This window comes from Bacteroides sp. 1_1_30, from assembly GCF_020982715.1.
Taxonomy (GTDB): domain Bacteria; phylum Bacteroidota; class Bacteroidia; order Bacteroidales; family Bacteroidaceae; genus Bacteroides; species Bacteroides xylanisolvens.
Map to the genome: position 1 here is coordinate 42,449 of NZ_JAJKHN010000033.1, position 25,430 is coordinate 67,878.

General features: G+C 42.9%; 28 protein-coding genes. 6 read left to right on the plus strand and 22 right to left on the minus strand.

Features of this window, described 5'->3' with window-relative positions; translation table 11 throughout:
- Positions 1 to 44: 44 nt before the first annotated feature.
- Positions 45 to 1,607 (minus strand): replicative DNA helicase, encoded by a 1,563-nt coding sequence (dnaB, locus tag LPH68_RS11750; protein WP_151920955.1) that lies wholly within the window; start codon positions 1,605 to 1,607, stop codon positions 45 to 47.
- A 199-nt stretch (positions 1,608 to 1,806) separates the two neighbouring features.
- Here dnaB and ispE point away from each other — a divergent pair, with 199 nt between their 5' ends.
- Positions 1,807 to 2,631: a 4-(cytidine 5'-diphospho)-2-C-methyl-D-erythritol kinase gene (gene ispE, locus LPH68_RS11755; protein ID WP_009039488.1), complete on the plus strand. Its 825-nt coding sequence runs from the start codon at positions 1,807 to 1,809 to the stop codon at positions 2,629 to 2,631.
- 256 nt (positions 2,632 to 2,887) lie between these two features.
- Here the strand turns inward: ispE and galE are convergent, their stop codons facing one another.
- The 12 genes from galE to LPH68_RS11815 form a co-directional block, all read right to left on the minus strand.
- Positions 2,888 to 3,922 (minus strand): UDP-glucose 4-epimerase GalE, encoded by a 1,035-nt coding sequence (gene galE, locus LPH68_RS11760; RefSeq protein WP_009039487.1) that lies wholly within the window; start codon positions 3,920 to 3,922, stop codon positions 2,888 to 2,890.
- A 223-nt stretch (positions 3,923 to 4,145) separates the two neighbouring features.
- On the minus strand, positions 4,146 to 4,718 hold the full coding sequence (gene rsxA / locus LPH68_RS11765; protein ID WP_004303570.1) for an electron transport complex subunit RsxA: 573 nt from the start codon (positions 4,716 to 4,718) through the stop codon (positions 4,146 to 4,148).
- 22 nt (positions 4,719 to 4,740) lie between these two features.
- Positions 4,741 to 5,325 (minus strand): electron transport complex subunit RsxE, encoded by a 585-nt coding sequence (gene rsxE, locus LPH68_RS11770; protein ID WP_004295586.1) that lies wholly within the window; start codon positions 5,323 to 5,325, stop codon positions 4,741 to 4,743.
- A gap of 14 nt (positions 5,326 to 5,339) precedes the next feature.
- The gene (locus LPH68_RS11775) at positions 5,340 to 6,077 is read right to left on the minus strand and encodes an RnfABCDGE type electron transport complex subunit G (protein WP_009039486.1); all 738 of its coding nucleotides are present in this window, start codon (positions 6,075 to 6,077) and stop codon (positions 5,340 to 5,342) included.
- Positions 6,074 to 7,081 carry an RnfABCDGE type electron transport complex subunit D gene (locus LPH68_RS11780; protein ID WP_008022713.1) on the minus strand — a complete coding sequence of 336 codons (1,008 nt, stop codon included), beginning with the start codon at positions 7,079 to 7,081 and terminating at the stop codon, positions 6,074 to 6,076. The genes LPH68_RS11775 and LPH68_RS11780 overlap by 4 nt, the downstream gene beginning before the upstream one ends.
- 5 nt (positions 7,082 to 7,086) lie before the next feature.
- Positions 7,087 to 8,424: an electron transport complex subunit RsxC gene (gene rsxC, locus LPH68_RS11785; protein ID WP_151923474.1), complete on the minus strand. Its 1,338-nt coding sequence runs from the start codon at positions 8,422 to 8,424 to the stop codon at positions 7,087 to 7,089.
- 24 nt (positions 8,425 to 8,448) lie between these two features.
- Complete coding sequence (locus LPH68_RS11790) at positions 8,449 to 9,363, minus strand: Fe-S cluster domain-containing protein (RefSeq protein ID WP_008022714.1); 915 nt, start codon at positions 9,361 to 9,363, stop codon at positions 8,449 to 8,451.
- A 7-nt stretch (positions 9,364 to 9,370) separates the two neighbouring features.
- Positions 9,371 to 9,796 carry a SoxR reducing system RseC family protein gene (locus LPH68_RS11795; RefSeq protein WP_004317952.1) on the minus strand — a complete coding sequence of 142 codons (426 nt, stop codon included), beginning with the start codon at positions 9,794 to 9,796 and terminating at the stop codon, positions 9,371 to 9,373.
- Between the two features lie 237 nt (positions 9,797 to 10,033).
- Positions 10,034 to 11,587 (minus strand): ATP-binding protein, encoded by a 1,554-nt coding sequence (locus LPH68_RS11800; RefSeq protein ID WP_087317703.1) that lies wholly within the window; start codon positions 11,585 to 11,587, stop codon positions 10,034 to 10,036.
- Between the two features lie 32 nt (positions 11,588 to 11,619).
- The gene (locus LPH68_RS11805; RefSeq protein WP_151923473.1) at positions 11,620 to 13,194 is read right to left on the minus strand and encodes an ATP-binding protein; all 1,575 of its coding nucleotides are present in this window, start codon (positions 13,192 to 13,194) and stop codon (positions 11,620 to 11,622) included.
- 98 nt (positions 13,195 to 13,292) lie between these two features.
- The gene (locus LPH68_RS11810) at positions 13,293 to 13,430 is read right to left on the minus strand and encodes a hypothetical protein (RefSeq protein ID WP_153882629.1); all 138 of its coding nucleotides are present in this window, start codon (positions 13,428 to 13,430) and stop codon (positions 13,293 to 13,295) included.
- Positions 13,427 to 13,579, minus strand: coding sequence for a hypothetical protein (locus tag LPH68_RS11815; RefSeq protein ID WP_004317950.1), 153 nt, complete (start codon positions 13,577 to 13,579; stop codon positions 13,427 to 13,429). Before LPH68_RS11815 ends, LPH68_RS11810 begins: the two co-directional genes overlap by 4 nt.
- Positions 13,580 to 13,746: 167 nt before the next feature.
- On the opposite strand from LPH68_RS11815, the gene LPH68_RS11820 reads away from it, so the two are divergent.
- Together LPH68_RS11820 and LPH68_RS11825 are read left to right on the plus strand one after the other, a co-directional pair.
- Positions 13,747 to 14,376, plus strand: a complete 630-nt coding sequence (locus tag LPH68_RS11820; RefSeq protein WP_004309226.1) for a BT4734/BF3469 family protein — start codon at positions 13,747 to 13,749, stop codon at positions 14,374 to 14,376.
- A gap of 27 nt (positions 14,377 to 14,403) precedes the next feature.
- Positions 14,404 to 16,245 carry a DUF3987 domain-containing protein gene (locus tag LPH68_RS11825; protein ID WP_151923472.1) on the plus strand — a complete coding sequence of 614 codons (1,842 nt, stop codon included), beginning with the start codon at positions 14,404 to 14,406 and terminating at the stop codon, positions 16,243 to 16,245.
- 159 nt (positions 16,246 to 16,404) lie between these two features.
- On the opposite strand, the gene LPH68_RS11830 is transcribed toward LPH68_RS11825, so the two are convergent.
- Complete coding sequence (locus tag LPH68_RS11830; RefSeq protein WP_004295574.1) at positions 16,405 to 16,623, minus strand: DUF4248 domain-containing protein; 219 nt, start codon at positions 16,621 to 16,623, stop codon at positions 16,405 to 16,407.
- A gap of 219 nt (positions 16,624 to 16,842) precedes the next feature.
- Between LPH68_RS11830 and LPH68_RS11835 the strand changes: the two genes are divergently transcribed.
- From LPH68_RS11835 to LPH68_RS11845, 3 genes are all read left to right on the plus strand, one after another.
- Positions 16,843 to 17,331 carry a DNA-binding protein gene (locus LPH68_RS11835; protein ID WP_049703343.1) on the plus strand — a complete coding sequence of 163 codons (489 nt, stop codon included), beginning with the start codon at positions 16,843 to 16,845 and terminating at the stop codon, positions 17,329 to 17,331.
- 176 nt (positions 17,332 to 17,507) lie between these two features.
- Entirely contained in the window at positions 17,508 to 17,615 is a 108-nt protein-coding gene (locus LPH68_RS11840; RefSeq protein ID WP_004295566.1) for a smalltalk protein, read from the plus strand.
- A 4-nt stretch (positions 17,616 to 17,619) separates the two neighbouring features.
- Positions 17,620 to 18,048 carry an N-acetylmuramoyl-L-alanine amidase gene (locus LPH68_RS11845; RefSeq protein WP_117809193.1) on the plus strand — a complete coding sequence of 143 codons (429 nt, stop codon included), beginning with the start codon at positions 17,620 to 17,622 and terminating at the stop codon, positions 18,046 to 18,048.
- Between the two features lie 284 nt (positions 18,049 to 18,332).
- Here LPH68_RS11845 and LPH68_RS11850 read toward each other — a convergent pair whose 3' ends face one another.
- The 8 genes from LPH68_RS11850 to LPH68_RS11885 form a co-directional block, all read right to left on the minus strand.
- Positions 18,333 to 18,770 (minus strand): WbuC family cupin fold metalloprotein, encoded by a 438-nt coding sequence (locus LPH68_RS11850; protein WP_118023980.1) that lies wholly within the window; start codon positions 18,768 to 18,770, stop codon positions 18,333 to 18,335.
- A 100-nt stretch (positions 18,771 to 18,870) separates the two neighbouring features.
- Positions 18,871 to 19,548, minus strand: a complete 678-nt coding sequence (locus LPH68_RS11855) for a PIG-L deacetylase family protein (RefSeq protein WP_118023961.1) — start codon at positions 19,546 to 19,548, stop codon at positions 18,871 to 18,873.
- 86 nt (positions 19,549 to 19,634) lie between these two features.
- Complete coding sequence (locus LPH68_RS11860; protein WP_149964911.1) at positions 19,635 to 20,297, minus strand: sugar transferase; 663 nt, start codon at positions 20,295 to 20,297, stop codon at positions 19,635 to 19,637.
- A 117-nt stretch (positions 20,298 to 20,414) separates the two neighbouring features.
- On the minus strand, positions 20,415 to 21,290 hold the full coding sequence (locus LPH68_RS11865; RefSeq protein WP_004325748.1) for an NAD-dependent epimerase/dehydratase family protein: 876 nt from the start codon (positions 21,288 to 21,290) through the stop codon (positions 20,415 to 20,417).
- 45 nt (positions 21,291 to 21,335) lie between these two features.
- On the minus strand, positions 21,336 to 21,932 hold the full coding sequence (locus tag LPH68_RS11870) for a DapH/DapD/GlmU-related protein (RefSeq protein ID WP_004325747.1): 597 nt from the start codon (positions 21,930 to 21,932) through the stop codon (positions 21,336 to 21,338).
- Positions 21,933 to 22,004: 72 nt separating this feature from the next.
- Positions 22,005 to 23,114, minus strand: a complete 1,110-nt coding sequence (locus LPH68_RS11875; protein ID WP_074909247.1) for a glycosyltransferase family 4 protein — start codon at positions 23,112 to 23,114, stop codon at positions 22,005 to 22,007.
- Entirely contained in the window at positions 23,111 to 24,163 is a 1,053-nt protein-coding gene (locus LPH68_RS11880; protein ID WP_118023963.1) for a glycosyltransferase, read from the minus strand. Before LPH68_RS11880 ends, LPH68_RS11875 begins: the two co-directional genes overlap by 4 nt.
- A complete protein-coding gene (locus tag LPH68_RS11885) occupies positions 24,160 to 24,618 on the minus strand; it encodes a DapH/DapD/GlmU-related protein (RefSeq protein WP_004325744.1) in 459 nt (152 codons plus the stop codon). Before LPH68_RS11885 ends, LPH68_RS11880 begins: the two co-directional genes overlap by 4 nt.
- Positions 24,619 to 25,430 lie beyond the last annotated feature (812 nt).

A 25,430-nucleotide genomic window follows, 5' to 3' on the forward strand; every position in this document is an offset into this window, starting at 1 on the left:
GGTTTGATAAAAAATTGCGCGTTATTTCACCACAGAGGACGCAACTAGAACGGCAAAGGTCCATCCCCCGGTGCTCCGAACGGATTCGCTGTCTGCGGTGCAAAATCAGGCGCGGGAGGAGGAGGCATCGAGCCGGCATCACCTGTATTCATCTTCGATCCTAGCATAGCCCCGGCAGGCTCACCCGGCATCGGGATAACCATATCGTCCTCCGGATTGGAGAAACGGGTAAATTCTCCCTTAAACCGGAGCAACACCTCGCCTACCGCACCATTACGATGCTTGGCGATGACAATCTCCGCCATACCACGCAAGTCATTACCACGATCATCCTGATAAATCTTATAGTATTCCGGACGGTGGATAAAGCACACCATATCGGCATCCTGCTCGATGGCTCCCGATTCACGAAGGTCACTCAACTGCGGACGTTTACCATCAATACCTTCACGACTTTCCACACCACGATTCAACTGCGACAGTGCGATAATCGGAATATTCAACTCTTTCGCCAGTCCTTTCAACGAACGGGAAATGGTACTAACCTCTTCCTGACGGCTACCAAACGCCATACCGCTCGCATTCATCAACTGGAGGTAGTCAATAATAATGATTCTCACTCCATGTTCACGTACCAGACGACGCGCTTTCGTTCGAAGTTCAAATACAGACAGAGACGGAGTATCATCCACGTAAAGCGGTGCATCCATCAGATTCTTCAGTTTATAGTCCAATTGCTGCCATTCATAATTTGCCAACTGTCCACTTTTGATCTTCTCACTCGGAATCTCACAGACATTCGCAATCAAACGATTCACCAACTGAACGTTACTCATTTCAAGAGAGAACAACGCCACCGGGTTCCGATAATCGACAGCAATATTCTTAGCCATAGAAAGGACAAAGGCGGTCTTACCCATCGCAGGACGTGCAGCGATAATGATAAGGTCGGAATTCTGCCAACCGGAAGTCATCTTGTCGAGCTTTGTAAAACCACTCTCAAGACCACTCAAACCGTCGGTTCGCGCCGCAGCCTTCTGAATCAGCTTATAGGCTTCGTCAATCACCGGATTGATCTGCGTATAATCCTTTTTCATGTTCTGCTGCGAAATCTCAAAAAGTTTACCTTCCGCTTCCTGCATCAAGTCGTCCACATCCAGCGTTTCATCAAACGCTTTACTCTGGATATTGCTCGTAAACGTAATCAACTCACGCGCCAAAGATTTCTGTGCAATAATACGGGCGTGATACTCAATATGCGCTGATGAAGCCACCTTACTACTCAATTGAGTAATATAGAACGGGCCTCCCACCTCTTCCAGTTCTCCGCGTTTGCTAAGTTGTTCCTTTACAGTCAGAATATCCACCGGTTTCTGATTCACCGCAAGATCGGTGATAGCAGAATAAATCAACTGATGCCGGCGTTCGTAAAAAGATTCGGGACGAAGAATCTCACTCACCAATGAGTAAGCATCCTTTTCAATCATCAAAGCTCCCAGAACTGCTTCTTCCAGTTCAGGTGCCTGCGGCTGAATACGACCATAATCATTTACCGGTTGTACCTTAGTAGACTTTGTATTGCGGGTATTTCTTTTCTGTTCGGCCATGAAAAACTTTTATGATTTATGAATTTTGATTTATGATTTATGATTGGATGGCTTCCATTGGCAGGCTTTTTCCAATCGGAACGACAAAGATAGAATATAATAATGAAGAATGAATAAAGAAAAATGAAGATTTTAGTATCTTTGCCACAACATCGCAATTTAGCAACCCATAAATCATAATTCATAAATCATAAATCAAATGCTCGCTTTTCCTAATATCAAAATAAACCTGGGACTTTCCATCACGGAAAAACGCCCGGACGGATATCACAATCTGGAAACCGTTTTCTATCCGGTAGCCCTCGAAGACGCTCTCGAAATCCGTACTTCTTCTGAAACAGAAAAGAAGATTACCCTCCACCAGTATGGCATGGAGATAGCCGGCAATCCGGAAGACAACCTGGTGGCAAAGGCCTATTCATTGCTGGATAAGGAGTTTCATCTTCCCCCTGTCGAAATTCATTTGTATAAGCATATTCCCTCGGGAGCCGGACTGGGGGGCGGTTCATCCGATGCCGCTTTTATGCTAAAGTTGCTCAACGATCATTTTCAGCTGGAATTATCCGAAGAACAGCTGGAGGTATATGCCGCCACTTTGGGAGCGGACTGTGCTTTCTTTATTAAAAACAAGCCGACCTATGCCGAAGGAATCGGAAACCTGTTCTCACCAATCGAGCTTTCATTAAGCGGTTACCAAATCATGATTGTCAAACCGAACGTTTTCGTTTCTACCCGGGAAGCTTTTTCAAATATTCATCCCCACCGTCCGGAATATCCGGTCAAAGAGGCAATCCTGCGTCCAGTTGCAGAATGGAAGGATATCCTAATCAATGATTTTGAAGCAAGTGTATTCCCGCAACATCCCGTTATTGGGGAAATTAAAAGAGAACTCTATCATCAAGGAGCGATCTACGCCTCCATGAGCGGCTCCGGCTCTTCAGTGTTCGGACTGTTCGCCCCCGGAACTTCTTTACCGGAAACAATAGGAGAAAGCGACGTTTTCTGTTTCAAAGGAAAGCTATAAACATAGTTTTGTTCGCCCAGTATGGGCGAACAAAAAACGGTACCACGACTCACGTCGTAGTACCGTCACAACACAAACACAAAATAAAACACGACAAAACTACTATGCAATCTTTCCTGTCTATGCCGGGGAGGCATAAGTACTATTTACGTATATTCGCATACTCATAAACAGCTTCAGGTCGATTAGCATCAGATAAACAAATCGCATGCACGATTTGTTTAATCTTTTATGTTTATTTTAAAACAAATCTCTTTTATTGAATCCCTCTTTCACGGAGTTTCAGCTGCCAGTTCCATGCAGAACGTAAAGTATCTTCCAAAGTTTCTACAGCCTTCCAACCCAGTTCCTGGTTTGCGAAATCCGGATTCGCCCAAACTTTTTCAATGTCGCCTGCACGACGTCCGACAATCTGATAATTCAATTTTACGCCGGTGGCTCTTTCAAAGCCATTTATTAATTCCAATACAGAAACGCCACGTCCTGTACCGATATTGAACACTTCCACTTTTTCTTTTTGTGTCTTTTCCAAGATACGACGGATAGCGATCACGTGGGCTTTAGCCAAGTCAACAACATTGATAAAGTCACGGATACAAGAACCGTCCGGTGTATCATAATCATCACCAAACACACTTAGTTTCTCACGGATGCCGATGGCGGTTTGGGTCAGATATGGAATCAGGTTTTGAGGAACCCCATTAGGCAGTTCACCCAGCAATGCCGTAGGATGCGCACCAATCGGATTGAAATAGCGCAGCATAATCGCATTGATCGGAGCACCTGAAGCTACCGTATCACGAATAATCTCTTCATTAATCTGTTTCGTATTTCCGTATGGCGATTCCGCTTTCTTAATCGGAGCCTTTTCTGTTACCGGCAATTCATCCGGCTGGCCGTATACTGTACAGGAAGAAGAGAACACAATACCTTCTACTCCATGTTTTGGCATCAGTTCGAGAAGGTTAATCAAAGAAACCAGGTTATTACGGTAGTAAAGCAACGGTTTCTGTACCGATTCTCCTACTGCTTTGCTCGCTGCAAAGTGAATGATCGCCTTAATTCCTTTATATTTTGTAAATACTGCATCAAGACCAGCAAAGTCCAGACAATCCAGCTTTTCAAAAACTGGGCGAATACCGGAAACTTTCTCTATATTGTCAACAACATCAGCACTTGAATTTGATAAATTATCGATGATGATTACTTCATATCCACTGTTTTGTAGTTCTACAACAGTATGAGACCCTATGTATCCTGTCCCGCCTGTTACTAAAATTCTTTCTTTCATATACTTTATAAAAATGGTTAGTTTCTCGGCTTATCATTGTTTGAGTTACAAATGTATGGAAATAAAATGGAATAGCAATAATTTGCCACAATTTTATTTGCTGAAAAGTAATTTAGGTACGATTGGGTGGCAATCAGGTATAAAAAAGAATTGGAAACTCAAAGCTGTATGACGCCATACAGCAGAGCTTCCAATCCCCTATTTAATTATCAACTGTAAATCCTTACACCACGCCGGAGAATCCCATGAATGCCATAGCAAGCAAACCGGCGGTAATCAAGGCAATCGGAGTGCCTTGCATTCCTTTAGGTACTTTCACGAGGCTCATCTGTTCGCGCAATCCGGCAAAAAGCACCAGTGCCAGACCGAAACCGATGGCCGTAGAAAACGCGTACACAACACCTGTCAGCAGGTCGTAGTCTTTCTGAATCACCAGGATAGCCACACCAAGAATACAACAGTTGGTTGTAATCAAAGGCAAGAACACGCCCAAAGCCTGATACAGAGCAGGCGATACTTTTTTCAGAATGATTTCCACCATCTGCACCAATCCGGCAATGACCAGAATGAACGTAATCGTCTGCAAATATCCCAGCCCGAAAACATCCAATACAAACTTCTGAATCAGGAAGGTAACGATGGTAGCGATGGTCAACACGAAAGCAACCGCAGCGCTCATACCCATCGCAGTCTCTACTTTCTTAGATACGCCTAGGAACGGACAGATACCCAAGAACTGCGACAACACGATGTTGTTTACAAAGATTGCCGAAATAAATATCAATATATATTCCATATTCTTTTCTTATTTAATTGAATTAGGCTTTCTTGAAACTGTTAATCAGCGCAATGAGGTATCCCAAAGCGATGAAAGCACCCGGAGCCAATACAAATACCAACATTCCATATTCTTCCGGCATGATGGTCAGATCGAAAATCTTACCGGTTCCCAGAAATTCACGGACAGCCCCCAGCAATGTCAGGGCAATGGTGAAACCAAGTCCCATGCCGATACCGTCGAACATAGAAGCAACTGCGTTATTCTTGGCGGCGAATGCTTCGGCACGTCCCAACACAATACAGTTCACTACAATCAACGGGATGAAAAGTCCGAGCGTAGCGTACAGTCCAGGCACGTATGCCTGCATCACCATTTGAAGCAAGGTTACGAAAGACGCGATCACCACGATAAACGACGGGATACGCACCATATCCGGAATCAGGTTCTTGATTAAAGAGATCACCACATTCGAGCAGATCAATACGAACATGGTAGCCAGTCCCATACCCATACCATTGATGGCCGACGAAGTCGTACCCAATGTAGGACACATACCGAGCAGGAGTACAAACGTAGGATTCTCTTTGATAATCCCGTTCATCATTACTTTAAAGTTATTCATATCTGTCTCCTTTCTTATTTAGCACTGACCGAATCAGTAAGTTCAACTTTTATCGTAGCTCCCGTAGCAGTGTCAGAGTCTGCGCCTGTAGCCTTTTGAGAAGCACCGCTGACACCATTCACTTTACCACCTTCTGCCTTATAAGCCTGATAAGCAGCATTTACAGCATTCAAAAACGCACGTGAAGTAATGGTAGAAGCTGTAATGGCATCCACCGCTCCCCCATCTTTGCTGACGGTCAACGGAGCTTCACCCGGATTCATCCCCAAAATAGACTTTTTACTCTCTTCATGAGACACAGCCTGTTCTCCCTTGGCCGGGTCGTATGCTCCGAACCATTTGTCGGCTTTAGAACCCAGTCCCGGAGTTTCCGCGTGAGCGAGTAACGAGTAATTATAGATTTTACCTTCGGCGTTAAAGCCTACCAACACTTTCAGTTCGCCACCAAATCCCATTGATTTAGCTTCGACGGCCGTTCCTACCAATTCTTCGCCGTTCTTAGCCGGATAAACGATAAAGTCAACATTCTTCTTTCCGTCTTTCTCGCTGAAGATCGTATCGCTTTCCGCTACCGGATTATTGGTAAATTCGGGAAGAACCTTTTTCAAAGCCTCGTTCAGTGTCTTCGCATTCGCTTCGGCAATGGGGCCTTTTGTCAGTTCATTTACATAAGCCAGCAACGCTACGGAGACAGCAGTCACGCCCGTAAGTACCAGCAACATATTCTTTAAAGATGATTCTAACTTTTTCATTTCTTCTTCGCTACCTCCCCAAAGCGTTTTGGTTTACAATAGGTGTTAATCAGCGGAGTGAACGCATTCATAATCAGGATGGCGAACGACATACCTTCGGGATAAGCACCGAACAGACGGATGACAACCGTCAGCAGACCGATACATACACCATAAATCAACATTCCTTTCTTACTCATCGGAGAAGTCACATAGTCGGTTGCCATAAAGACAGCACCCAGCATCAGACCACCGGAGAGCAACTGCAATATCGGAGAAACATATTTTTCCGGATCTGCCAAGTGCATGATACCTGCAAAGATAAACACGGTAGCCAGGATAGACACAGGAATATGCCAAGTGATGATCTTCTTCCAGAGCATATAAACCAGTCCGATCAATAGAGCCAATGCACTCACTTCACCCAAGCATCCGCCATTCTGTCCGATCAGCAAACTCAATGCATCCGGAATCTGGTTTAAAGCATCCATAGCCGCACTTTTATCTGCAGCATGAATCGCTTGTTTCATCAATGCCAGCGGAGTGGCACCGGTGGTAGCATCCGTATAGGCGGTCAACTGTCCGACTACCGGCCAGCTGGTCATCTGTACCGGGAAAGAAAGTAACAGGAACACACGTCCTGCCAGTGCCGGATTGAAAGGATTGCAACCTAATCCGCCGAAAGACATTTTGCCTACACCGATAGCAAACAGTGCACCCAGAATGATAATCCAGATAGGGAGATTAGACGGTAAGTTGAATGCCAGCAACACACCTGTGATGATGGCAGAGCCGTCGCAGATGGTGGTGGTAGGTTTCTTCATTAAATATTTCCCGATCGCCCATTCGAAGAACAAACAAGCTGCAACGGAAGTAGCCGTGACAATCAGGGCACCCAGTCCGAAGAAATAGAGAGACACCAGAAAAGCCGGAATCAGTGCGATCAGCACGCCATACATATTTTTCTGTACGCTGTCTCCGCCATGAACGTGGGGTGATAGTGATACGATTAATTTATTTTCCATATTCGTTATTTTTTAGCTTGACGTGCACGAATCATAGCACCAACTTTGCCTTTGCCCAGACGACAGTGGTCGAGCAACGGACGGTTGGCAGGACAAGTGAACTGGCAAGAGCCGCACTCGATACAATCCATGATTCTTTCTTTTTCCATTGTTTCAAAATCTCCGTTTTCGGACAAAGCTCCGAGCAAGTACGGTTCCAGTCCCATCGGACAAGCACTCACGCACTTCGCGCAACGGATACAGGTTTGAGCTTCGCCGCGTTTGGCTTCCTTCTGATTCATAATCAGGATACCGGAACTGCCCTTCGCAGTAGGAACCTCGATATTTACGAGCGCCTTACCCATCATCGGACCGCCACCGATCACCTTACCCGTATCTTCGGGCAGACCACCGCAAGCGTCAATCAACTGTTTCATCGGTGTACCGATACGAGCCAGGAAGTTGGAAGGTTTCGCAACCGACTTTCCTGTCACGGTAATCACACGTTCGAACAACGGCTTATTTTTCTGTACAGCTTCATAAACGGCAAATGCTGTTCCCACGTTCTGCACGACTGCTCCCGTAGAGATAGGCAATGCACCGCTCGCCACCTGACGTTTGGTAATCGCGTCAATCAGCTGCTTTTCACCTCCTTGCGGATATTTCACCTTCAAGGGCACTACTTCGATACCTGCATAGCTGGAAGCCACTTTGGTCATCAGTTCGATAGCATCCGGCTTATTATTTTCGATTCCGATAAATGCCTTGTTCACTTTCACCGCTTTCATCAGGATGGAAACACCTACCATAATTTCTTCCGCATGTTCCAGCATCAGCTGATGGTCGGCAGTCAGGTAAGGTTCACACTCTACGGCATTGATAATCACACATTCAGCCTTGAAAGAAGGAGGAGGACAAAGTTTCACCTGTGTAGGGAAACAAGCACCGCCCAGACCTACGATTCCGGCATCGGCAATCTTCTTCACGATCTCTTCTGCGGAAAGTTCACACTCTTTCACCAGTGTGGTGCTACGGTCGATTGTTTCTTCCCATTCGTCGCCTTCCACATCAATGAAGATGGCAGGTTTCGCATAACCGCTGGCATCGACTATGGTATCAATCTTCGCCACTTTACCACTGACCGAAGAGTGAATTGCTGCCGAAACAAAGCCGGCAGGTTCGGCAATCCGTGTGCCTACCTTTACCACATCCCCTTTCGCTACAACCGGTTTTGCAGGCGCACCGATATGCTGCCCCAGCAAAATAACAGCCTTTGCAGGAACTTCCGCTGTGATAATAGGTTGATGTGCCGACAATTTATTTTCGTGTGGATGAACTCCACCAATTGAAAATGTCTTTAACATACAGTTCTGTATTTTTTTCTGTTATTATTCTGTTACTTTCGGAGCTTCTGTAGCCTTTGCAGCAGGAGTTTCCACTTTTGTAGCCGGTTTCGGAGCAGCCGGAGCTTCTTCTTTCGGTTTCCGCGGCGGGAAATTCAACTCGATAATGCTATTCTGCGGACAAACTTCCACACATTTCCGGCAAGATTTACACTTGTTCGGATCGATGTAAGCCAAATTGTTTTCCAGCGTAATAGCCTCGAACGGACAAGTCTTCACACACTTGCCACAGCCGATACAGCTCACTGTACAAGCCTTACGTGCCACAGCTCCCTTGTCTTTATTCACACAAGAGATATACACGCGGCGTGACTTCTTTCCTTGCGGACGGATTTCGATGATCGCCTTCGGGCAAGCCTTCACACAGGCGCCACAAGCGGTACATTTCGCTTCATCCACTTCCGGGAGCCCCGTTTCAGGATTCATGTGGATGGCATCGAACTGACAAGCAGCCACACAGTCACCACACCCCAGACATCCGTAACTACATCCCGTTTCCCCACCATACAGCGAAGCGGCAATAGCACAACTCTTCGCACCATCATATTGGTTGGTACGCGGACGATTGGCACACGTTCCGTTACATCTTACCACTGCTACCATCGGTTCAGCTTCACCGGCTGCAAGTCCGAGGATATCAGCAATTTGTGCCATGACAGGTTGTCCACCTACGGGGCAGAATTTACCATCCAGCGAACCGGCTTTGACGCAAGCGTCGGCAAATCCGCTACAACCGGGATAGCCACATCCACCACAATTAGCCTGGGGAAGCACTTCTCCCACCTGAGCAATCCGCGGGTCTTCATACACGGCAAATTTCTTGGAAGCCACATAAAGAATAGCGGCCAGCACGAGCGCTATAGCTCCCAATGAAATCACTGCAATCAGAATCAAATTCATAATGTTTTTAGTTATTTATTGGTTTTATAGTAAATGAAAATTGTTGTTTGAGTCGCGTTTTATTGAGCCACAAAACGAAATAATAAGGTATAAGGACAGCCAGAGAAAGAAGTGCTGCATACAACTCATTCTCTATCCACGCCATCAAAAGAAACAATGAAAATATAAGAAGTACGAAAGGAAGTACGAAAGCCAATACCACTGCCATCATGCCCATCGACGTTTCGCCGACCACCATCACCTTCTCTCCCACCTGATAGGAAGAAGCCGCGGTATCTATAATATCTATGATTTTGTCCTTACTATCCGCCGAGGAACAATGCCCCTTTGCGCTACAAGCCGCGCAAGCCGATGTCTGGACAATCCTCACCGACAGATGAGAACCTTGTATGTTTTCCACAATACCTAGATGCTTTATAGTATTATTCGTCATTTTGCAAACTCCGCATTACAAATCGCGGCAAATTTAATCATTAATTTGTGAACTACGAAGCATTCCCCCAACTTTTTCTACATAATAAATTGTTATTTTTTGCGTTTACGTTATCGCACACGGAAAAGATATAGCTACCATTTGATATTTTTCAAGAATGGCAAATAGACATCCTAAACAAAAAATCCCAGCCGTTTTATTTCTTCAGCCGGGATTTTCCATCAATTATTTCACAGATTACTCCACTATCCATTTCTCAATATTACGCATTTTCGCGTTAAAGTTCACTCCTATTTTAAATAATCGGCGATTGCCGCCAGCTTCAAAAGGAAGTGCATAATGTTTCTCGTTGATTTGTCGTAAGGCGTCTTCCGCTGTCCCGTCAAGTTTGAATTCTATCACATAAACAAACTTATCAGTTTGCAGAACTAAGTCGATACGTCCTTCACTTGTGTGGTATTCCGCCTTCACATAAAATCCGACCAGTTTAAAGACTATAAAAAGTACATTCTGATAATGCAATTCCAAATCACGGATAAGCTCATAAGGAGTATCAGCAAAGAAACTCCGGAGACGACGGAAAAAAGAATCATAATCTCCAGCTTCTACTTCACGAACAAATTTTTGTATTTCAAACTCCGACTCTACCGCATTGGTGTTTGCATAAAAAGGAAGCAAGAATTTGACAAACCCTTCCTCTACTTCGCGATTCGGGAAACCCAAGCTATAAATGCCAAAACGCTCTTCATACCCTTTGATAGTGAGATAACCGCTCTGATAAATGACCGGAATGGGATTGTCCGATGTTGAATCAATACTGTTCAATACAGCGGCACTCGTTTCCTCATGCGCCATACGTTCCAAGTCATAATGATGTTTTTTCAGCAACTCCACTAGATAAGTAGGAGTTCCCGTTTCAAACCAATAACTACCGAACTCTCTATATTTAAAAGTATTAAGCAAGCTGAACGGATTATATATTCCGATAGAATTGTATGTAAAATGATAGCCATCATAGTACTCCCTCAATCTATTGCACAGTTCACCATAAGTCAGCTCCTTTGCATCCGCCAGTTCATGCAGTTCAATTTCCAGATTATCATGCAATTCTTTTTCAGAAACTCCGCAAAGATCCACGTATTGCTTCCGCATTGAGATGTCATCGAGATTATTTAAATCGCTGAACACGCTTACCTTACCAAATTTCGTCACTCCCGTCAAAAATGCAAACTGAATACAACCATCCATGGTCTTCAGCACACTATAAAAAGCTTTCATGGTATTACGGAATTCCTTCTGAAGCTCCTCGTTACCTATTGCTTGTAACATGGGCTTATCATATTCATCTATCAGAATGACCACACGCTGCCCGGTTTGCTCATAAGCCCGTTCAATAAGGCCGCGAAAACGCAATGCAAAAGTTGTTTCCGACGGAGCGGTGCCATATTGCTGTTCCCATTTCTCCAATGTGAAATTCAATATACTATCCAGGCTCTCCCGCGTATCATACTTCTCCGTATTAAGATCGATATGAAAAATGGGATATGTAGTCCAATCCTTTTCCAGCTTTTCCATGGCCAAGCCCTCAAAAAGTTCTTTCTTGCCCAAGAAATACGCTTCAAGCGTAGATATCAACAGACTTTTTCCAAAACGACGGGGACGGCTCAAGAAATAATAACTGCCTGTCTTCACCATCTGATAAATCAAAGCAGTCTTATCAATATAGAAATAACCGTCTTTCCGGATTTTTTCAAAGTTCTGTATGCCAATGGGGTATATCTTGCTACTCATACTCTTTTAAAATTATTTAAATTATAATACAACTATGCATACGTTCCTCTTGAAATCACCCAATCAGCAATTGTCCGAGTCTCCGCACTAAAATTTATTGCAACCTTTACCACCGGAAGCCCGCAAAGAGTAAAACGATCTGCATATTGCTGCAAATCAATTTGCTTCATGGCAGTCTCCGCATTTTGATTCAATTTCAGTTCTACCAGATAGAGAGTAGTCCTCGTGCGAAGCACCATATCCACACGTCCTTTCAGTGTGTGCACCTCCACATCGGTATAAATACCCAGCAATGAGAATATCACATATAGCATCTGCTGGTAATGCCCCTCATAATCCGTGTTGTCGCAATAAGGCACAGTGGAAAGAAAAGCCTGAAGCAGCTTCAAAGCCTCGTCCATATCTCCCCGCACAATGTTACGCGCCAAATTACGCACCACACTGTTCACCTCATGACTGTCACTCTTCACATAAGATGGGATCAGGCTTTTCATCAGACCAACACGCACCTCTTTGTTTGGAATATCAAGCATATATGCGTCAAATTCCAAATCCGCACCCTTTATCGTAAGGTAACCGGCCTGATAAAGCAACGGCATATAATTGGTAGCCAACTCTAAAGGTACGTTAAAATCACTGGGAGACGCTTCCTCGCCACCAATTTCTGATGGCAATACAGCATATTTACGCAGCATCTCTATGATATAAGTGGGTGTACCACTCTCAAACCAATAAGAGCCGATCTCTCCCAAAGCCATCGCCTTCAGCAAACTGAAAGGATTGAAAACGTCGGGCGACGGCCACGAAAAATGATAACCGTCATAATCTTCCTTCAGTCTGTCCAACATCTCCTCTGCAGTGATTCCCAACCGGGTAGCCAGATGCTTTACATCGGGAGCCATTTGAGTACGGAGTTCTTCAGCAGTGATACCGCAAATGGCAGCATAATCAGGCAGCATACTCACATTGGTGATATTATTAAGTTCACTGAACACGCTAAGTTGCGAGAACTTGGTTATACCCGTAAGAAAAACAAAGCGCAGATAAGGATCACACGCCTTCAACGGACTGTAAAAATTGCGCATCACATTACGCAACTGCGGCAGATTTTTCTCCTCATGAACCACGTCAAGCAGAGGAGCGTCATATTCGTCTATCAAGACAACCACTTTTTTACCGGTCTGCTTATAAGCACGTTTTATAAGTCCCTCCAGACGCTGATTCACATACAGTTCCTCTTCTACACGTCCATAAATCTCCTCGTATGCCATGAGTTTCAATTCCAGTTCCGCGTTCAGTTGTTCCTTGTCCACATGTTTAGCGGTACTCATGTCGAAGTGCAACACCGGGTGTTGTATCCATTCCTTCTCCAATGTCTCCATGGCCAGTCCCTCAAACAAATCCTTCCGTCCCTCGAAATAACAGTGAAGGGTACTGGTAAGCAAAGATTTTCCAAAACGTCGGGGACGGCTTAGAAACAGATAGCTGGAAGCCGAATGCGTCATCCGGTACACATATTCCGTCTTGTCAATATAGAGAAAATTCCCCTCACGTATCTTAAAGAAAGTCTGTATCCCGATAGGATATAATCTTTGCAAATCTTCCATATCAATCTTATTTTTCACAAAGCTACAAAAAAATCCATTCATAAAGACCACAGGCGGGAAACTTTTTCCCGCCTGCCACTTTTACCTTATCTGTTTTTTCACCGTTCTCCTCTCTCCTCCTCTTTTCTTCTCCTGTATCGAAAATACATTCTCCTCCATTCATCCCAGATAACTCCGGCTTCCTCTTCATTGAAGGCATCCAGACAGCACTCCACCACTTTTACGTAATCACTCAATGGGCGTTTTGCCCCTTTTTTAAATCATTAAAAGTAGAGTGGCCGATGTGTACGCTCTTCCGTATTTCGTCATTTTTCAAATCCGCACGCTTTTGCAACTCTCCTATGTAAACTCCTAAAGCTACATATAACCCTTTTTCATTTTCCATTCTTTTTTATTGTTAAAATTACACCGTAACGGTTAATTATTTTCACTTTCATCCCAACATGTCGGGACGATGTCTATTTTGCATTTACTAATTTTACGCCGTGTTTTGAAACACACTCATATTTTTTTGCAAAAATAAACATTTTAACTTGAAACAAAAAGAAAATGATGCCAAACAACTACAGAATGTCCTATTTCATGCCACCTATCGCTCCTATCAAAGACAAACAAGGCCGACTGATGACTCCTCCCACGCTTATCCCCTTCTGCGAAGTCTCCATCGAACAAGTTTTCCAAATGATTACTTGCAACGAGAATCTCAAAGCCCTGACCGAACAAGTACGCAACTCCGAAGATATACGAACCGCCAAAGCGTCATTACTACCGTATGTGACCCCCTGCGGCACATTCACCCGCCGTAGCAGTAAGGATTTCGTCTCCCCGTCTCACCTGGTGATAGTAGATGTGGACGGTCTCCACTCTTATCAGGAAGCAGTGGAAATGCGACGTATGCTCTATGACGATCCTCTCCTACAACCTGTACTCACCTTTGTCAGCCCCAGCGGACTGGGTGTAAAGGCATTTGTTCCCTGCCATTATTCCTCCACGACAAATGACATCCCAAATATCACAGACAACATGAGTTGGGCGATGCGGTACGTAGAGACGGCATACAATACGGTAACAGCAGTTTCTTCCGAAACAAAATCCAAAGTAGATTTCTCCGGCAAAGACCTCGTGAGATCCTGTTTCCTTAGTTACGACCCGGAAGCATTGTTCAGAACCACCAACGAATAAATCATAAATCAAAAATCATAAATCAAAATGACCGATATTGAATCTTTACGCCGTCTCACCGAAGCAGTCGAAACGGCAGGAGCGGACATTGCTCCCACTTATCTTGAATACGTACAATTGTCATTCGCCATCGCAACGGATTGCGGCGAAGCAGGACGTGAGTTTTTTCACCGCCTGTGCCGGGTATCTCCCAAGTATCAGCGCGAACATGCCGAACGGGTATTCTCCAACGCACTCCACACCCAACGTGGAGAAGTGCACCTGGGCACCGCTTTCCACCTTGCCGAAGCGACGGGAGTAAGCATCTGCATAGAAGAAATGCCCAAACATCCCACAGGTACAAAAGGTACAGCAGGTACAGCACGCAAATTTCCCCCACACACGGGCGCGCATAATAAGGTGGGAAATGACAATATCTCCGATGATAAAGAAGGGGAAGAAGAACTATTGCCGGGCAGTGAACCGCAACATCAATTGCCCACTTTTCCGAAAAACAACTGGCCGGAATTTTTGCAACGTATCATAAAAGCCGGGAGCAGCCCAATACAACACGACATCATGTTATTGGGAGCGCTCACTGCCCTGGGTGCTTGTATGTCGCGCCACGTGCGATGCCTATATGGCGGCAAATACCATCACCCCAGCCTCCAATGTTTCGTAGTGGCTCCTTCGGCTTCCGGCAAAGGTATCCTTTCCTACATCCGCTTACTCGTGGAACCTATCCACGACGAGATCCGCAAAGAAGTGGCCATACAGATGAAAGCATACAAAAAAGAGAAAGCCGAGTATGATGCAATGGGAAAAGAACGAACCAAAAAGGAGGCTCCACAAATGCCCCCTAACAGGATGTTCCTCATTTCGGGCAACAACACCGGTACGGGTATCCTACAAAACATCATGGACTCCGACGGAACCGGACTTATCTGCGAAGCGGAAGCGGACACTCTTTCCACCGCCATCGGATCGGACCACGGTCATTGGAGCGATACCCTGCGCAAAGCGTTCGACCACGACCGCTTGTCCTACAACCGCCGCACCGACCAGGAATACCGGGAAGTGAAGAAAAGCTATCTTTCCGTCCTGATTTCGGGTACGCCGTCGCAAGTGCAAACTTTCATTCCGACGGCAGAAGACGGATCATACTCCCGCCAATTATATTATTACATGTGCGGAATCAGTAAATGGATCAGCCAATTTATGGACAACGAGATAGATTGGGAGGAGATATTCACCGCTATGGGACTGGAATGGAAAGAAAAGTTGAGCGTGATAAAATCGCACGGCATTCATACCCTACAACTCACGGATGAACAAAAAGAAGAAATCGACACCGTCTTTTCCGACTTGTTTGAACGCTCCAGTGTAGCTAATGGAAGGGAAATGTATAGTTTTGTGGCACGTCTGGCTGTCAATCTATGCAGAATCATGTCGGAAGTAGCCGTATTGCGTGCTCTCGAAAGCCCGCAGCCCTACGACTTCAAGACCTCCCCCACCTCTCCTTTCACACCGGACAAAGAGATTCCTGCCGACAACTGCAAAGATGACATCATCACTCGTTGGGATGTATCCATTTCACAGGAAGACTTTCATGCTGTGCTTAGCCTTGCGGAACCTCTCTACTGCCATGCCACGCATATTCTATCGTTCCTCCCCAGTACAGAAGTCAGCCATCGTCCTAATGCCGATCGTGACTATCTTTTCCAGAAACTGGGTGATGAATTTACTCGTACACAGTTACTGGAAGAAGCAGTTGCCATGGGAATTAAGGAAAACACAGCCCTCACTTGGCTGAAACGGCTCACCAAACACGGAAAATTAATCAGTATGGACGGTAAAGGGTTGTATGCGCGTGCGTGTGTGTATGAGTGAACCGGAAAAAGTGTACCTACTGTACCTGTTTTACTTACGGATGCAGTAGTCATTTCAATTACCACATCCGTTTTGACTGAAACAATCGTTTGTCCTGCATAAAGCATCGCTTTAGGAGGTGTAAAGCTAAGCTTTAGACATCGTAAAGCGGTGCTTTATTTAAGGCTCTCCTAAAGCATCCACAATGACTCTCACCTCCAACGGTGTGAATGAGCGTCGCTTTGATTCGTAGCCTAAGTCGTACAGGCGTTGCAGAAGTCCGGGACACAAAGAGATCCATTTCTTCATTTTTCGATAGGCAGCGATGTCAGTTAGTTGTGGAGAATAGAGTTGCGCCAGTTCCATGCGCCCGTAAGCACGTATCTTAAATTCACTCATGATGGATATATTTCTGATTTACTGTTACAAAAATAACAAAAAACGACTATATAACCAACGTTTTTCCATTGAATAACCGACTATAATGACAAATAACCGACCGCTACCAGACACAACCGTATACTGCTGATTTCCGGGAGATCCGGAGTAGTATTTTTGTATCGTCGAAAGGGAAAAGAATCCCCGGACAATATGTTTAACCCTTTAATTTATTGTTTTATGATTCGTTACAAAATTTATCAGAACCAGCAGAAGAAAGGCTTGAATGCGGGTAAGTGGTTCGCCCGTGCAGTAAGCGATGAGACATTTGATTTGGCAAAGCTTGCCGAACACATGTCGAAGCACAATTCACCGTATTCCGGTGGTGTCATCAAAGGTGTGCTTTCGGATATGGTAGATTGCATCAAGGAATTGTTGCTGGATGGCAAATGTGTGAAAATCGATGATCTTGCCATTTTTGGTGTGGGTATTCGTAGTAAGGCAGCCGATACGCTGGAAGAATTCTCGTTGGAGAAGAATATTAGCGGCATGCGTCTGAAAGCTCGTGCCACCGGTAATCTGTCTACCACGAACCTGAAGCTCGACAGCCAGTTGAAGCAGCAGGCGGAGTATCAGAAACCGACAACTGCCGGAGGAGGTTCTGACTCGGGTGACAACCCTGATCCGAAACCGGATGGAGGTGGCGAGGCGCCTGACCCGGCTGCCTAAAAGATTCACCACAGACTACACAGATTTTCACAGATTATATTGAATTGGTAGTTGCTAAAGTAGTCGATTATTTATCTGTGTGAGTCTGTGTAGATCTGTGGTAAACCTATGGCAAACCTACAGTAAATCTGTGGTAAAAGAAAACTATTATTAATTTATTTAAAACCTGTTATTGTATGAGTAAATCATCATCTTCCCGCTCTGTATGGAGCTTAGTCCTCAAAATCGTTATCACTGTAGCCACCGCCATCGGAGGTGTGTTCGGAATACAAAGTTGCATGTAACCCCATGCGGACTATTACATTAATTATCATTCATTGCAGTGCCACACCGGAAGGAAAATCCCTTTCGGCGGAGGCTTGCCGACAGGATCATATCTTGCACCGTGGTTTCCGTGATATTGGCTATCATTTTTACATTACTCGTGATGGGGAGATTCACCGGGGACGTGCTTTAGAAAAGATTGGAGCACACTGTCGTAATCATAATGCCCATTCGATAGGTGTTTGTTATGAGGGAGGACTGGATGCGAACGGGAAACCGAAAGATACACGTACATTGGAGCAAAAAGGAGCTTTGCTTGCTTTGTTGAGGGAGTTGAAAAGACAGTTTCCGAAAGCACTGGTCGTGGGACACCGGGACTTGAATCCAATGAAAGGATGTCCGTGTTTTGATGCGGTGAAAGAGTATTCCCAAATAATTTCTTATCAAAAATAGCTCCTTTTAGATTTCCACCACAGCTTATTGTATAAAAAAATATCAACGATCTTCACAGACAGTTGGTATTTTTGGAAATCATATTAGTGTTAACACTAATATGAAGAGCGAGATTAGGACAATACCACTATATTGCTCCTAATCTACTAAATGTAGGGATTCATGTTTGTCACATGAATCTAGGGACCTACATTTTTCCATCTCATTGTAAATATTCAATTATAACATAACGTATTAAAAAGCACTTTCAGTACTTCCTATTCATTCCATCTGTTTTTCATCGTTTAACGAGCATAAGCTCCATCTTTAGCCTCAAAGATGACAGATGGTTCAATCACTTCCACAGTATGCCATGCACCCTTAGGTATCTGACAACCATACTTGGTTTCTGTAGGATTGAGATGGATACGCTGTACTTCTCGATACTCAACCTTACGAGCTACATCTTGTACATTTACCCCCTTCTGAAAATCATCCGTATCCTTCTCATACGAAACTACTTCCTCATAAATTACTTCGTCCAACTTACCACACAGGCAGATTACTGTTTCGGTAGTATCTTCATGTCGATGGATAGGCACCTTAGTTTCTGGCAACAATGCGTTTAGCATACGTTGACTGGTATCGGCAGATGAAGTGCGTAGGTCGAAGTTCTGACGTAAACGTGGATTCTCTTTAGCTTCTGCAAAGAGAGCTTCAAGTAATTGTTTATTTATTTCCATACTATACATTCAATTATTGAGCATCTTCTTTACCTTTCTAGGAACAAAGAGGTAAGAACAAAACGCCCATAGACCTCTCATAAACTCCATAAACCACACATTAATATCTTCTCAGTACAACTTGAAATGCTTCAGCATACTTACATCCCCACTGACTGCCTCGCATTGCCGCTAATCCCTCAATATATTCATTGCTACGAGGATGAGGGTAAGGTCGCATAACACCACGGTACATTGCCAACGCCTTGCACTTGGCTTCCACACCTTCCATACCCACCTCAACATAACAGTTAGGACGAAACAAGTTCATGGCATCATTAATAGCCCATTCACTACATGAAGGCACTTCCATATACCAAAATTCTTTCACTGGCTTCACACTTGGCTGACGTTGGAACAAACGGATAGCTTCCTGACAAGCCATTGAAGTCTGCAAATGATCATTGTTGGTATCAGCTGGATGATGAGTAATAATAATATCTGGTTCACTTTCACGAATAGCACTCTCAATGAACTGTACCAACTTCAAATGAGGCACTGTGTTCATCTCAATATTCGGGAACGTTGCTTCATACTTTTTACTTACACCGATAAAGTTTGTAGCTGCATCCGTATCGTCTTCCAATTCAGCATCAGAAGGACGGAACGCACGAGCCTTTGCCTCTGTACACATTATTGCCACATTGACTTCATCACCTCCATGTGACCATTTCCACATAGACGCACCTGCCCCCAGGACTTCGTCATCGGGATGTGCTACTACTAATAAATATTTCATTGCATTTGTTTTTATTTTATTTTTCTCTGCTTACGCCAAACTCTAACACCATTGATCATCATTCATCTGATCGGTACTGTATTCGTTCATTTATCCATTGTCATCTTTGCATCCTCAACAAACTCATTCAACATCCAAGTGCATTCTTTACCACACACTGCATAGAGTATGCAAACGACAGTATATACTATCATCTTTAAATCGTAGAATATGCCAGCCTTTTGGACATACGTATATTCTAATTCACGACGTGTAGGATATACCTTTTCCATATACTCTTTCTCATCTGTGATCTGATCACCATAGATAAAGTCATAAAGTGCTGCCGGTCCGCTCAATCCTACCGACACTTTTGCCGCCTCATTCCATTTTCCATAACGAAACATCTCAAATTGGTCCTGTGCTACCGGACGTGGTCCAATTATCGACATAGTGCCATTTAAAATATTCAACAACTGTGGTAACTCGTCAATCTTCACCTTGCGGATAAAATGACCGAACGGAAATATACGATCTTCGTCAGGTCTTAAAGAAGCCTCTGTAACAGCTTTTGCCACTCGCATAGAACGAAATTTATACATTTTGAATGGTTTGTTATTCTTACCTATACGACGAGCTGTATAGAATACTGGTCCCCAGTCGGAAATCAAGATTCCGATAATGCCGACTATCCATAAAGGTGATGTACCAATGATGCCTATCAAGGCACAGATAAAATCAAATATCCGCTTGATTACTTTGTAAAACATTATACCATTTATATATCTTTGTTATATTCAATAAGTTAAAGTACCAGCTATATGTGCAACCAAATTATAATTATCGTTTTCCTTTGTCGTATAAAAAATACTTATTTTCTTTTGCCATTACTTCATGTTTTTCCTTGCCTCTACGTCTTTTAAGCTCTCCTCAAATTTCACTACTTGATACTCAAAATCATAGGTACTAATTTTCTGATCATAGCACGAGTCTGCAAACATCTTACAAATAGATTTGAGAAAGAAACTTCCCAACCAAACTAATGGATTGATTCCCACTGTAATCCATACTTTCTTGTTATATTTTTTAGCAAAATAACGAACTATCTCTACGGTATCTGCATATTCCTTGTTCTGAGGATGGAATATACCACTCAATTCACGAAGAATTACCTGACGAACTAACTCTGCCAAATTGTATACATGAATCATACTTCGCTTATTATGCCAAGCAGGGAAAATTGGAGTCTTTGTTGCCAACCAGGCCAACCGAGGTAAGTTGCCCTTATTACCTAAGCCATAGATCATACAAGGACGAAGTAATGCTACCTTAAAACTGGATGACTCAAGTTTCCTCAAACCATTCTCTGCTTGAAGTTTACTATCTCCATAGAAATCATTAGGATGTGGTTTTGTGTTTTCTGTTATCACATCCCCCTTCAGGCTCTTGCTCGCATGATATACAATCTTTGAACTCATAAAGATGAACTGCTTCACCCCATGTTTCTTTGCCCACTTCGCAATCTCTATAGTCAAATCCCGATTTACCTTATAGTACAACGGAGCCATTTTAGGCTTAGGATCCACATGTGCAATACCGGCTACATGGAACACTACATCATATTTCGCAAAGTCAGCCTTCTTCCAAGCCTCATTCATGGTATCCACAGTCTCTACAATAAACTCATCCGGAGTCTGCAATAGCCATTTCTCCACATTCACACCAACAAAACTGTTGGCACCTGTAATCAATACCCTTTTCATTTTTTATGTAGCTGTTTTTTGCAGAATACCTAAATCTGCTGAAACTTATTGAGATTTTTTTGAAACATACTTAGGATCATCCTTAGGAAATTCTTTTACCACTTTAGCAGGACATCCCAACGCTAATGTCCAAGCTGGAATGTCCTTAGTCACCATAGCACCGGCACCAACAACAGCACCTTCACCTACAGTCACACCTGGCATCACAATACAACCAGTCCCTATAGCGCAATTCTTGCACAAATGAATTTTGCCATATTTATAAGGCATCATGCCATAAGTCATTCCCTGTTTATATTCTGCAAGTTCCTTCTTATGACAAAGTAAACGACAATCACCTGCAATGTGCACACCATCCTCTATCTCAATCAAATCAGAATGGTTCAAGTCTACACGAACATAGTCACCAATGAACACATCTTTTCCCACCTTTGCTCCCAGTTTACGAAGAATCGCAGGTCTAAGTTTTCTAGGATTAAATGGTTCTAAAATTGCCCAATTCATTGCATTAATTATTAGACGATGATACCAATTTATAAAAAACTGTTTTAATACCTTCCATAGACTTACATCTCCATAATCCTCTATTGGATATTTAAAGCCCAATAGACAAAGAATTTTATATGTCAAAGTTGTTTTCATATATGATTAGATTTCATAATACTTCTATCTTGCCAACTTTCTTCACTTAAAAATCCAGCATAATTATAACATTTACTTTTTTATCAATTCACTCAAAAAGTCAATATAGTCCTTTGCTATTTTGGGCCAAGAAAACAACCTTTCGCATCGTTCACGATTAACTTTTTTTTGCCATTCGTAATTTTCAAAATTAGTATATAAACGGTCTAGGGCATAAGTTATATCTTCTGCATTTTCTTTTTTCACCCAAATCCCAGAATCACCTAAAGCTTCTTTGTTAGCAGTAATATCTGAAGCTATACAAACTTTACCATAACTCATTCCTTCTAATAAAGAAATTGGTAGACCTTCCATTGAAGAAGGTAAACAAAATACCCATGCGTTACGGAGTATCGTATCTTTGTCTGCACCAAATATCGCTCCTGTAAAAATAATATTTGGATCGTCCTTTGCCAACATATGTAAATAATCGCCATATGATGATCTAGGGGCAGCACATCCACAAATAACCAACTGTTTATCACCATGTTGACTATTCATAAAACCTTTTATCAAATAATCAGGATTCTTATCTTGAACAAGTCGTCCCATAAAAACAATATAATTATTAGGAATAATGCCAAAACGTTCCAACACATCGCTTTTAGACGTTTCCTGTGGAATATTTACAGCACATGAAATAGTACGGCAATCTTTATGAAAATGTTCGCGTATAAAATCTGTTTGTTCTTGCGAAACCGCTGTTAAATACTTATTGATTTTACAATCAAAATAGAATTTTTTTCTCAAAATATTACGTTTACGCAATGAATATTTTGTCCTATTAAACTCCAATCCGTGATTCTGCATAAGAGAAACCCTACCAAGCAATCTTGGCCATATAGAACTAATCAGTGCTGGAGCACCGCAATTATAATGGAATACCTGTATATCTTTCTCTTTGAAAAGTCCCATTATTGTAGATTTGAATCCCAATAATATTTTTGTAAGAGCTGCATTCCTAAATGACTTTTGATGAACTACCTTAAAACCATTCACCCATTCTTCTCCATTATGATCACTCTCTTGATATACGATAGGTTCGTGCCCCATCTTAACTAATTCTGTAGCAAGATTATACATATATGTTGCGATACCATCTGGATGGTAAAAAGTACGTCCTCCTATAAATGCTATTTTCATTTTTCTAAAACTTTTGAATAGTTTTCTACAAAACGTTCTACAGAATAATTATGCAGACGTTCATTTCCCCGTATACCCATTTCAATGCGAAGCTTATCGTCATGTAACAGTTTTAGAAGATGTTCTGACAATCTTTTATAGTCTCCTATTGAAATCAGATAACCATTCCAAGAATCTTTTATCAATTGATTATTATCTCCTACATTTGTTGCCACTACAGGAATACTCCAATTCATTGCTTCCATGATACTATTACTCGTTCCCTCAAAAAGACTCGTCGAGAGATAAATATCAGCCGATTTAAGAATTTCTTGTACATTGTCTGGGGCTATAAGAATCTGAGTGTAATTCGTCAAACCATATTCCTCTACCCAATCTCTGACTTGAGTCTCTATATGACCATGTCCAATAATGGTGAACACAAAGTCCTGCCTTGTCTTCCTCAAATCAGCTATGGTTTTGATGGCTGTTAGATAGTCCTTCTGTGGCTCAAAACGACCAACCGTAATAATAGTCTTTATATCCTTGTCAGTACGCTCTATCGGCTTGCTGATATTAGGGAAGCAGTTGGGAATCACAATGGTCTTCTTCTTACAGAAACCCAGATTCTCAAAGTGTTTTGCTCCCGACTGACAATTATATATAGTATAATCTGCAAAGAAGTTGTGCGCAAACCATTCCAATACGGTCTTCGCCGGAGCCAGTCGCGAGTTTCGAATGCCATTGAATACAGTCTTCACGCCTGCAAGTTTCTCCACCATTGCACCCGTCACATCACATGTTGTCAGATAGTTGAATGCAATTTCTATCTTTTGTTGCTTCAACAGTTGATAATACTCCTTCCACTTGCCGAAGCTCTTTCCAGAAAGATAATGAATTTGTACATGCGCATCCTCCAGAAACTTTTGCACTATCACCGAGAGGTTCTTCTTCCCCCATAATGAAACAAAGTGTACCTCATTCTCCTCACTGAGTGTTGCTGCCAGTAATGCAGCCTGTTTCTCTGCACCTCCTGGTTTGATAGTAGGTATCAGAATTGCTATTTTCATTTTGCTCTGTCTTTAATATAACGGGCAGGATTTCCAGCCCAAACCTGGTAGGGTGGAATGTCTTTAGTAACCACACTTCCTGCTCCTATAATGGCTCCCTTGCCAATAGTAACCGAACTACAGATACACACATTCAGTCCTATAAAAACATCATCTTCGATATGCACCTCACCTCTGCGAAAATGAACACCAGGTTGGGATGGATCAAGATAATGAGTCAGAATCTTTGTGCCAGCGGTGATACGCACACCTTTTCCGATATAGATACTGTCAGGATAGACCGTATCAACACCTACTCCACCATAAATCATAGCACGACCTTTAATATTTACTCCCGCCATTTTCAAGCACTTAGCTCTATGTTGAGGCATCATTGGTAGGTCAGCAAGACCTATCCACATCTTCCTCCACATACGCTTGGGAGGATATACTTCGAAAAAATGTTTTAATGTCATATTATGTATTTATCGTTCTTTCGATTTAAAGAACAGTTTGTTGCACATCAAATGTATTAGGTATGCCAACACAGTTCCTACTACACATACTATGAAGTAGGACAAATAACACCCCTTGTTCATTGAAGAGTTATACAGATTTGGTAAATACCAGATAATCCAAGTTCCAACTACTACGTTTAGCAAGTATGACTCCAAAGAAATTTTACCTAAGAAATTCAGTACAGAAAAAAAGATCTTACCCATATACTTAAAAGTCGGACAACATACCGCAACGAAAGGTAACACCAAAAATTCCGGCCAATATCCACACTGCATGACTTTCATTATTGCTACAAGTGCAAGAGGCAAAATACTCATCCAAAAGTATGAGATCTTCTTGCCTGTCTTTGCAAAAGGTGCTAACATGAAACCTATCAAGAAACTAGGCAAATGATACAACACCTGTTTGACATTATCAATCACCATCTGACAGCCTGTACTTTCAACCGGATAGTTCAGCGCAGAGATTACAACCATAAAAGCAATAAGCAACGAAGAATACAACACAGGACTCTTTACTTTATTGCAGATTCGGTAATGAAGCGGAGTTAGTGCATACACCGGTATCAGCATTGCAATAAACCAAGCTCCCTGATGATTGACCCAATAACTGAGTGTTGATAGTTCAAACAAAGCCTGAGAAATAGGCATCCCATGTAATACAGACAATGTATAATGGAAACCAATAATGATGGTAGTGTAAAATAAACTGTGTCACGCATTATTTATCTCTAGAAAACTCATCGGTCGGGGAACGGCCCGCGCCAAGG

Bases quoted from the DNA above. Each gene is read 5' to 3' on its own strand.
- LPH68_RS11830 (WP_004295574.1), bottom strand. From the start codon at position 16,623: ATGAGTGAATTTAAGATACGTGCTTACGGGCGCATGGAACTGGCGCAA.
- LPH68_RS11790 (WP_008022714.1), bottom strand. From the start codon at position 9,363: ATGAATTTGATTCTGATTGCAGTGATTTCATTGGGAGCTATAGCGCTC.
- LPH68_RS11850 (WP_118023980.1), bottom strand. From the start codon at position 18,770: ATGGAAATAAATAAACAATTACTTGAAGCTCTCTTTGCAGAAGCTAAA.
- LPH68_RS11780 (WP_008022713.1), bottom strand. From the start codon at position 7,081: ATGGAAAATAAATTAATCGTATCACTATCACCCCACGTTCATGGCGGA.
- LPH68_RS11840 (WP_004295566.1), top strand. From the start codon at position 17,508: ATGAGTAAATCATCATCTTCCCGCTCTGTATGGAGCTTAGTCCTCAAA.
- rsxE (WP_004295586.1), bottom strand. From the start codon at position 5,325: ATGAATAACTTTAAAGTAATGATGAACGGGATTATCAAAGAGAATCCT.
- LPH68_RS11860 (WP_149964911.1), bottom strand. From the start codon at position 20,297: ATGTTTTACAAAGTAATCAAGCGGATATTTGATTTTATCTGTGCCTTG.
- LPH68_RS11815 (WP_004317950.1), bottom strand. From the start codon at position 13,579: ATGGAAAATGAAAAAGGGTTATATGTAGCTTTAGGAGTTTACATAGGA.
- rsxC (WP_151923474.1), bottom strand. From the start codon at position 8,424: ATGTTAAAGACATTTTCAATTGGTGGAGTTCATCCACACGAAAATAAA.
- galE (WP_009039487.1), bottom strand. From the start codon at position 3,922: ATGAAAGAAAGAATTTTAGTAACAGGCGGGACAGGATACATAGGGTCT.
- LPH68_RS11880 (WP_118023963.1), bottom strand. From the start codon at position 24,163: ATGAAAATAGCAATTCTGATACCTACTATCAAACCAGGAGGTGCAGAG.
- LPH68_RS11875 (WP_074909247.1), bottom strand. From the start codon at position 23,114: ATGAAAATAGCATTTATAGGAGGACGTACTTTTTACCATCCAGATGGT.
- LPH68_RS11885 (WP_004325744.1), bottom strand. From the start codon at position 24,618: ATGACATTAAAACATTTTTTCGAAGTATATCCTCCCAAGCGTATGTGG.
- dnaB (WP_151920955.1), bottom strand. From the start codon at position 1,607: ATGGCCGAACAGAAAAGAAATACCCGCAATACAAAGTCTACTAAGGTA.
- LPH68_RS11795 (WP_004317952.1), bottom strand. From the start codon at position 9,796: ATGACGAATAATACTATAAAGCATCTAGGTATTGTGGAAAACATACAA.
- LPH68_RS11825 (WP_151923472.1), top strand. From the start codon at position 14,404: ATGACCGATATTGAATCTTTACGCCGTCTCACCGAAGCAGTCGAAACG.
- LPH68_RS11820 (WP_004309226.1), top strand. From the start codon at position 13,747: ATGCCAAACAACTACAGAATGTCCTATTTCATGCCACCTATCGCTCCT.
- LPH68_RS11855 (WP_118023961.1), bottom strand. From the start codon at position 19,548: ATGAAATATTTATTAGTAGTAGCACATCCCGATGACGAAGTCCTGGGG.
- LPH68_RS11845 (WP_117809193.1), top strand. From the start codon at position 17,620: ATGCGGACTATTACATTAATTATCATTCATTGCAGTGCCACACCGGAA.
- LPH68_RS11835 (WP_049703343.1), top strand. From the start codon at position 16,843: ATGATTCGTTACAAAATTTATCAGAACCAGCAGAAGAAAGGCTTGAAT.
- ispE (WP_009039488.1), top strand. From the start codon at position 1,807: ATGCTCGCTTTTCCTAATATCAAAATAAACCTGGGACTTTCCATCACG.
- LPH68_RS11800 (WP_087317703.1), bottom strand. From the start codon at position 11,587: ATGAGTAGCAAGATATACCCCATTGGCATACAGAACTTTGAAAAAATC.
- LPH68_RS11805 (WP_151923473.1), bottom strand. From the start codon at position 13,194: ATGGAAGATTTGCAAAGATTATATCCTATCGGGATACAGACTTTCTTT.
- LPH68_RS11865 (WP_004325748.1), bottom strand. From the start codon at position 21,290: ATGAAAAGGGTATTGATTACAGGTGCCAACAGTTTTGTTGGTGTGAAT.
- LPH68_RS11775 (WP_009039486.1), bottom strand. From the start codon at position 6,077: ATGAAAAAGTTAGAATCATCTTTAAAGAATATGTTGCTGGTACTTACG.
- LPH68_RS11870 (WP_004325747.1), bottom strand. From the start codon at position 21,932: ATGAAAACAACTTTGACATATAAAATTCTTTGTCTATTGGGCTTTAAA.
- rsxA (WP_004303570.1), bottom strand. From the start codon at position 4,718: ATGGAATATATATTGATATTTATTTCGGCAATCTTTGTAAACAACATC.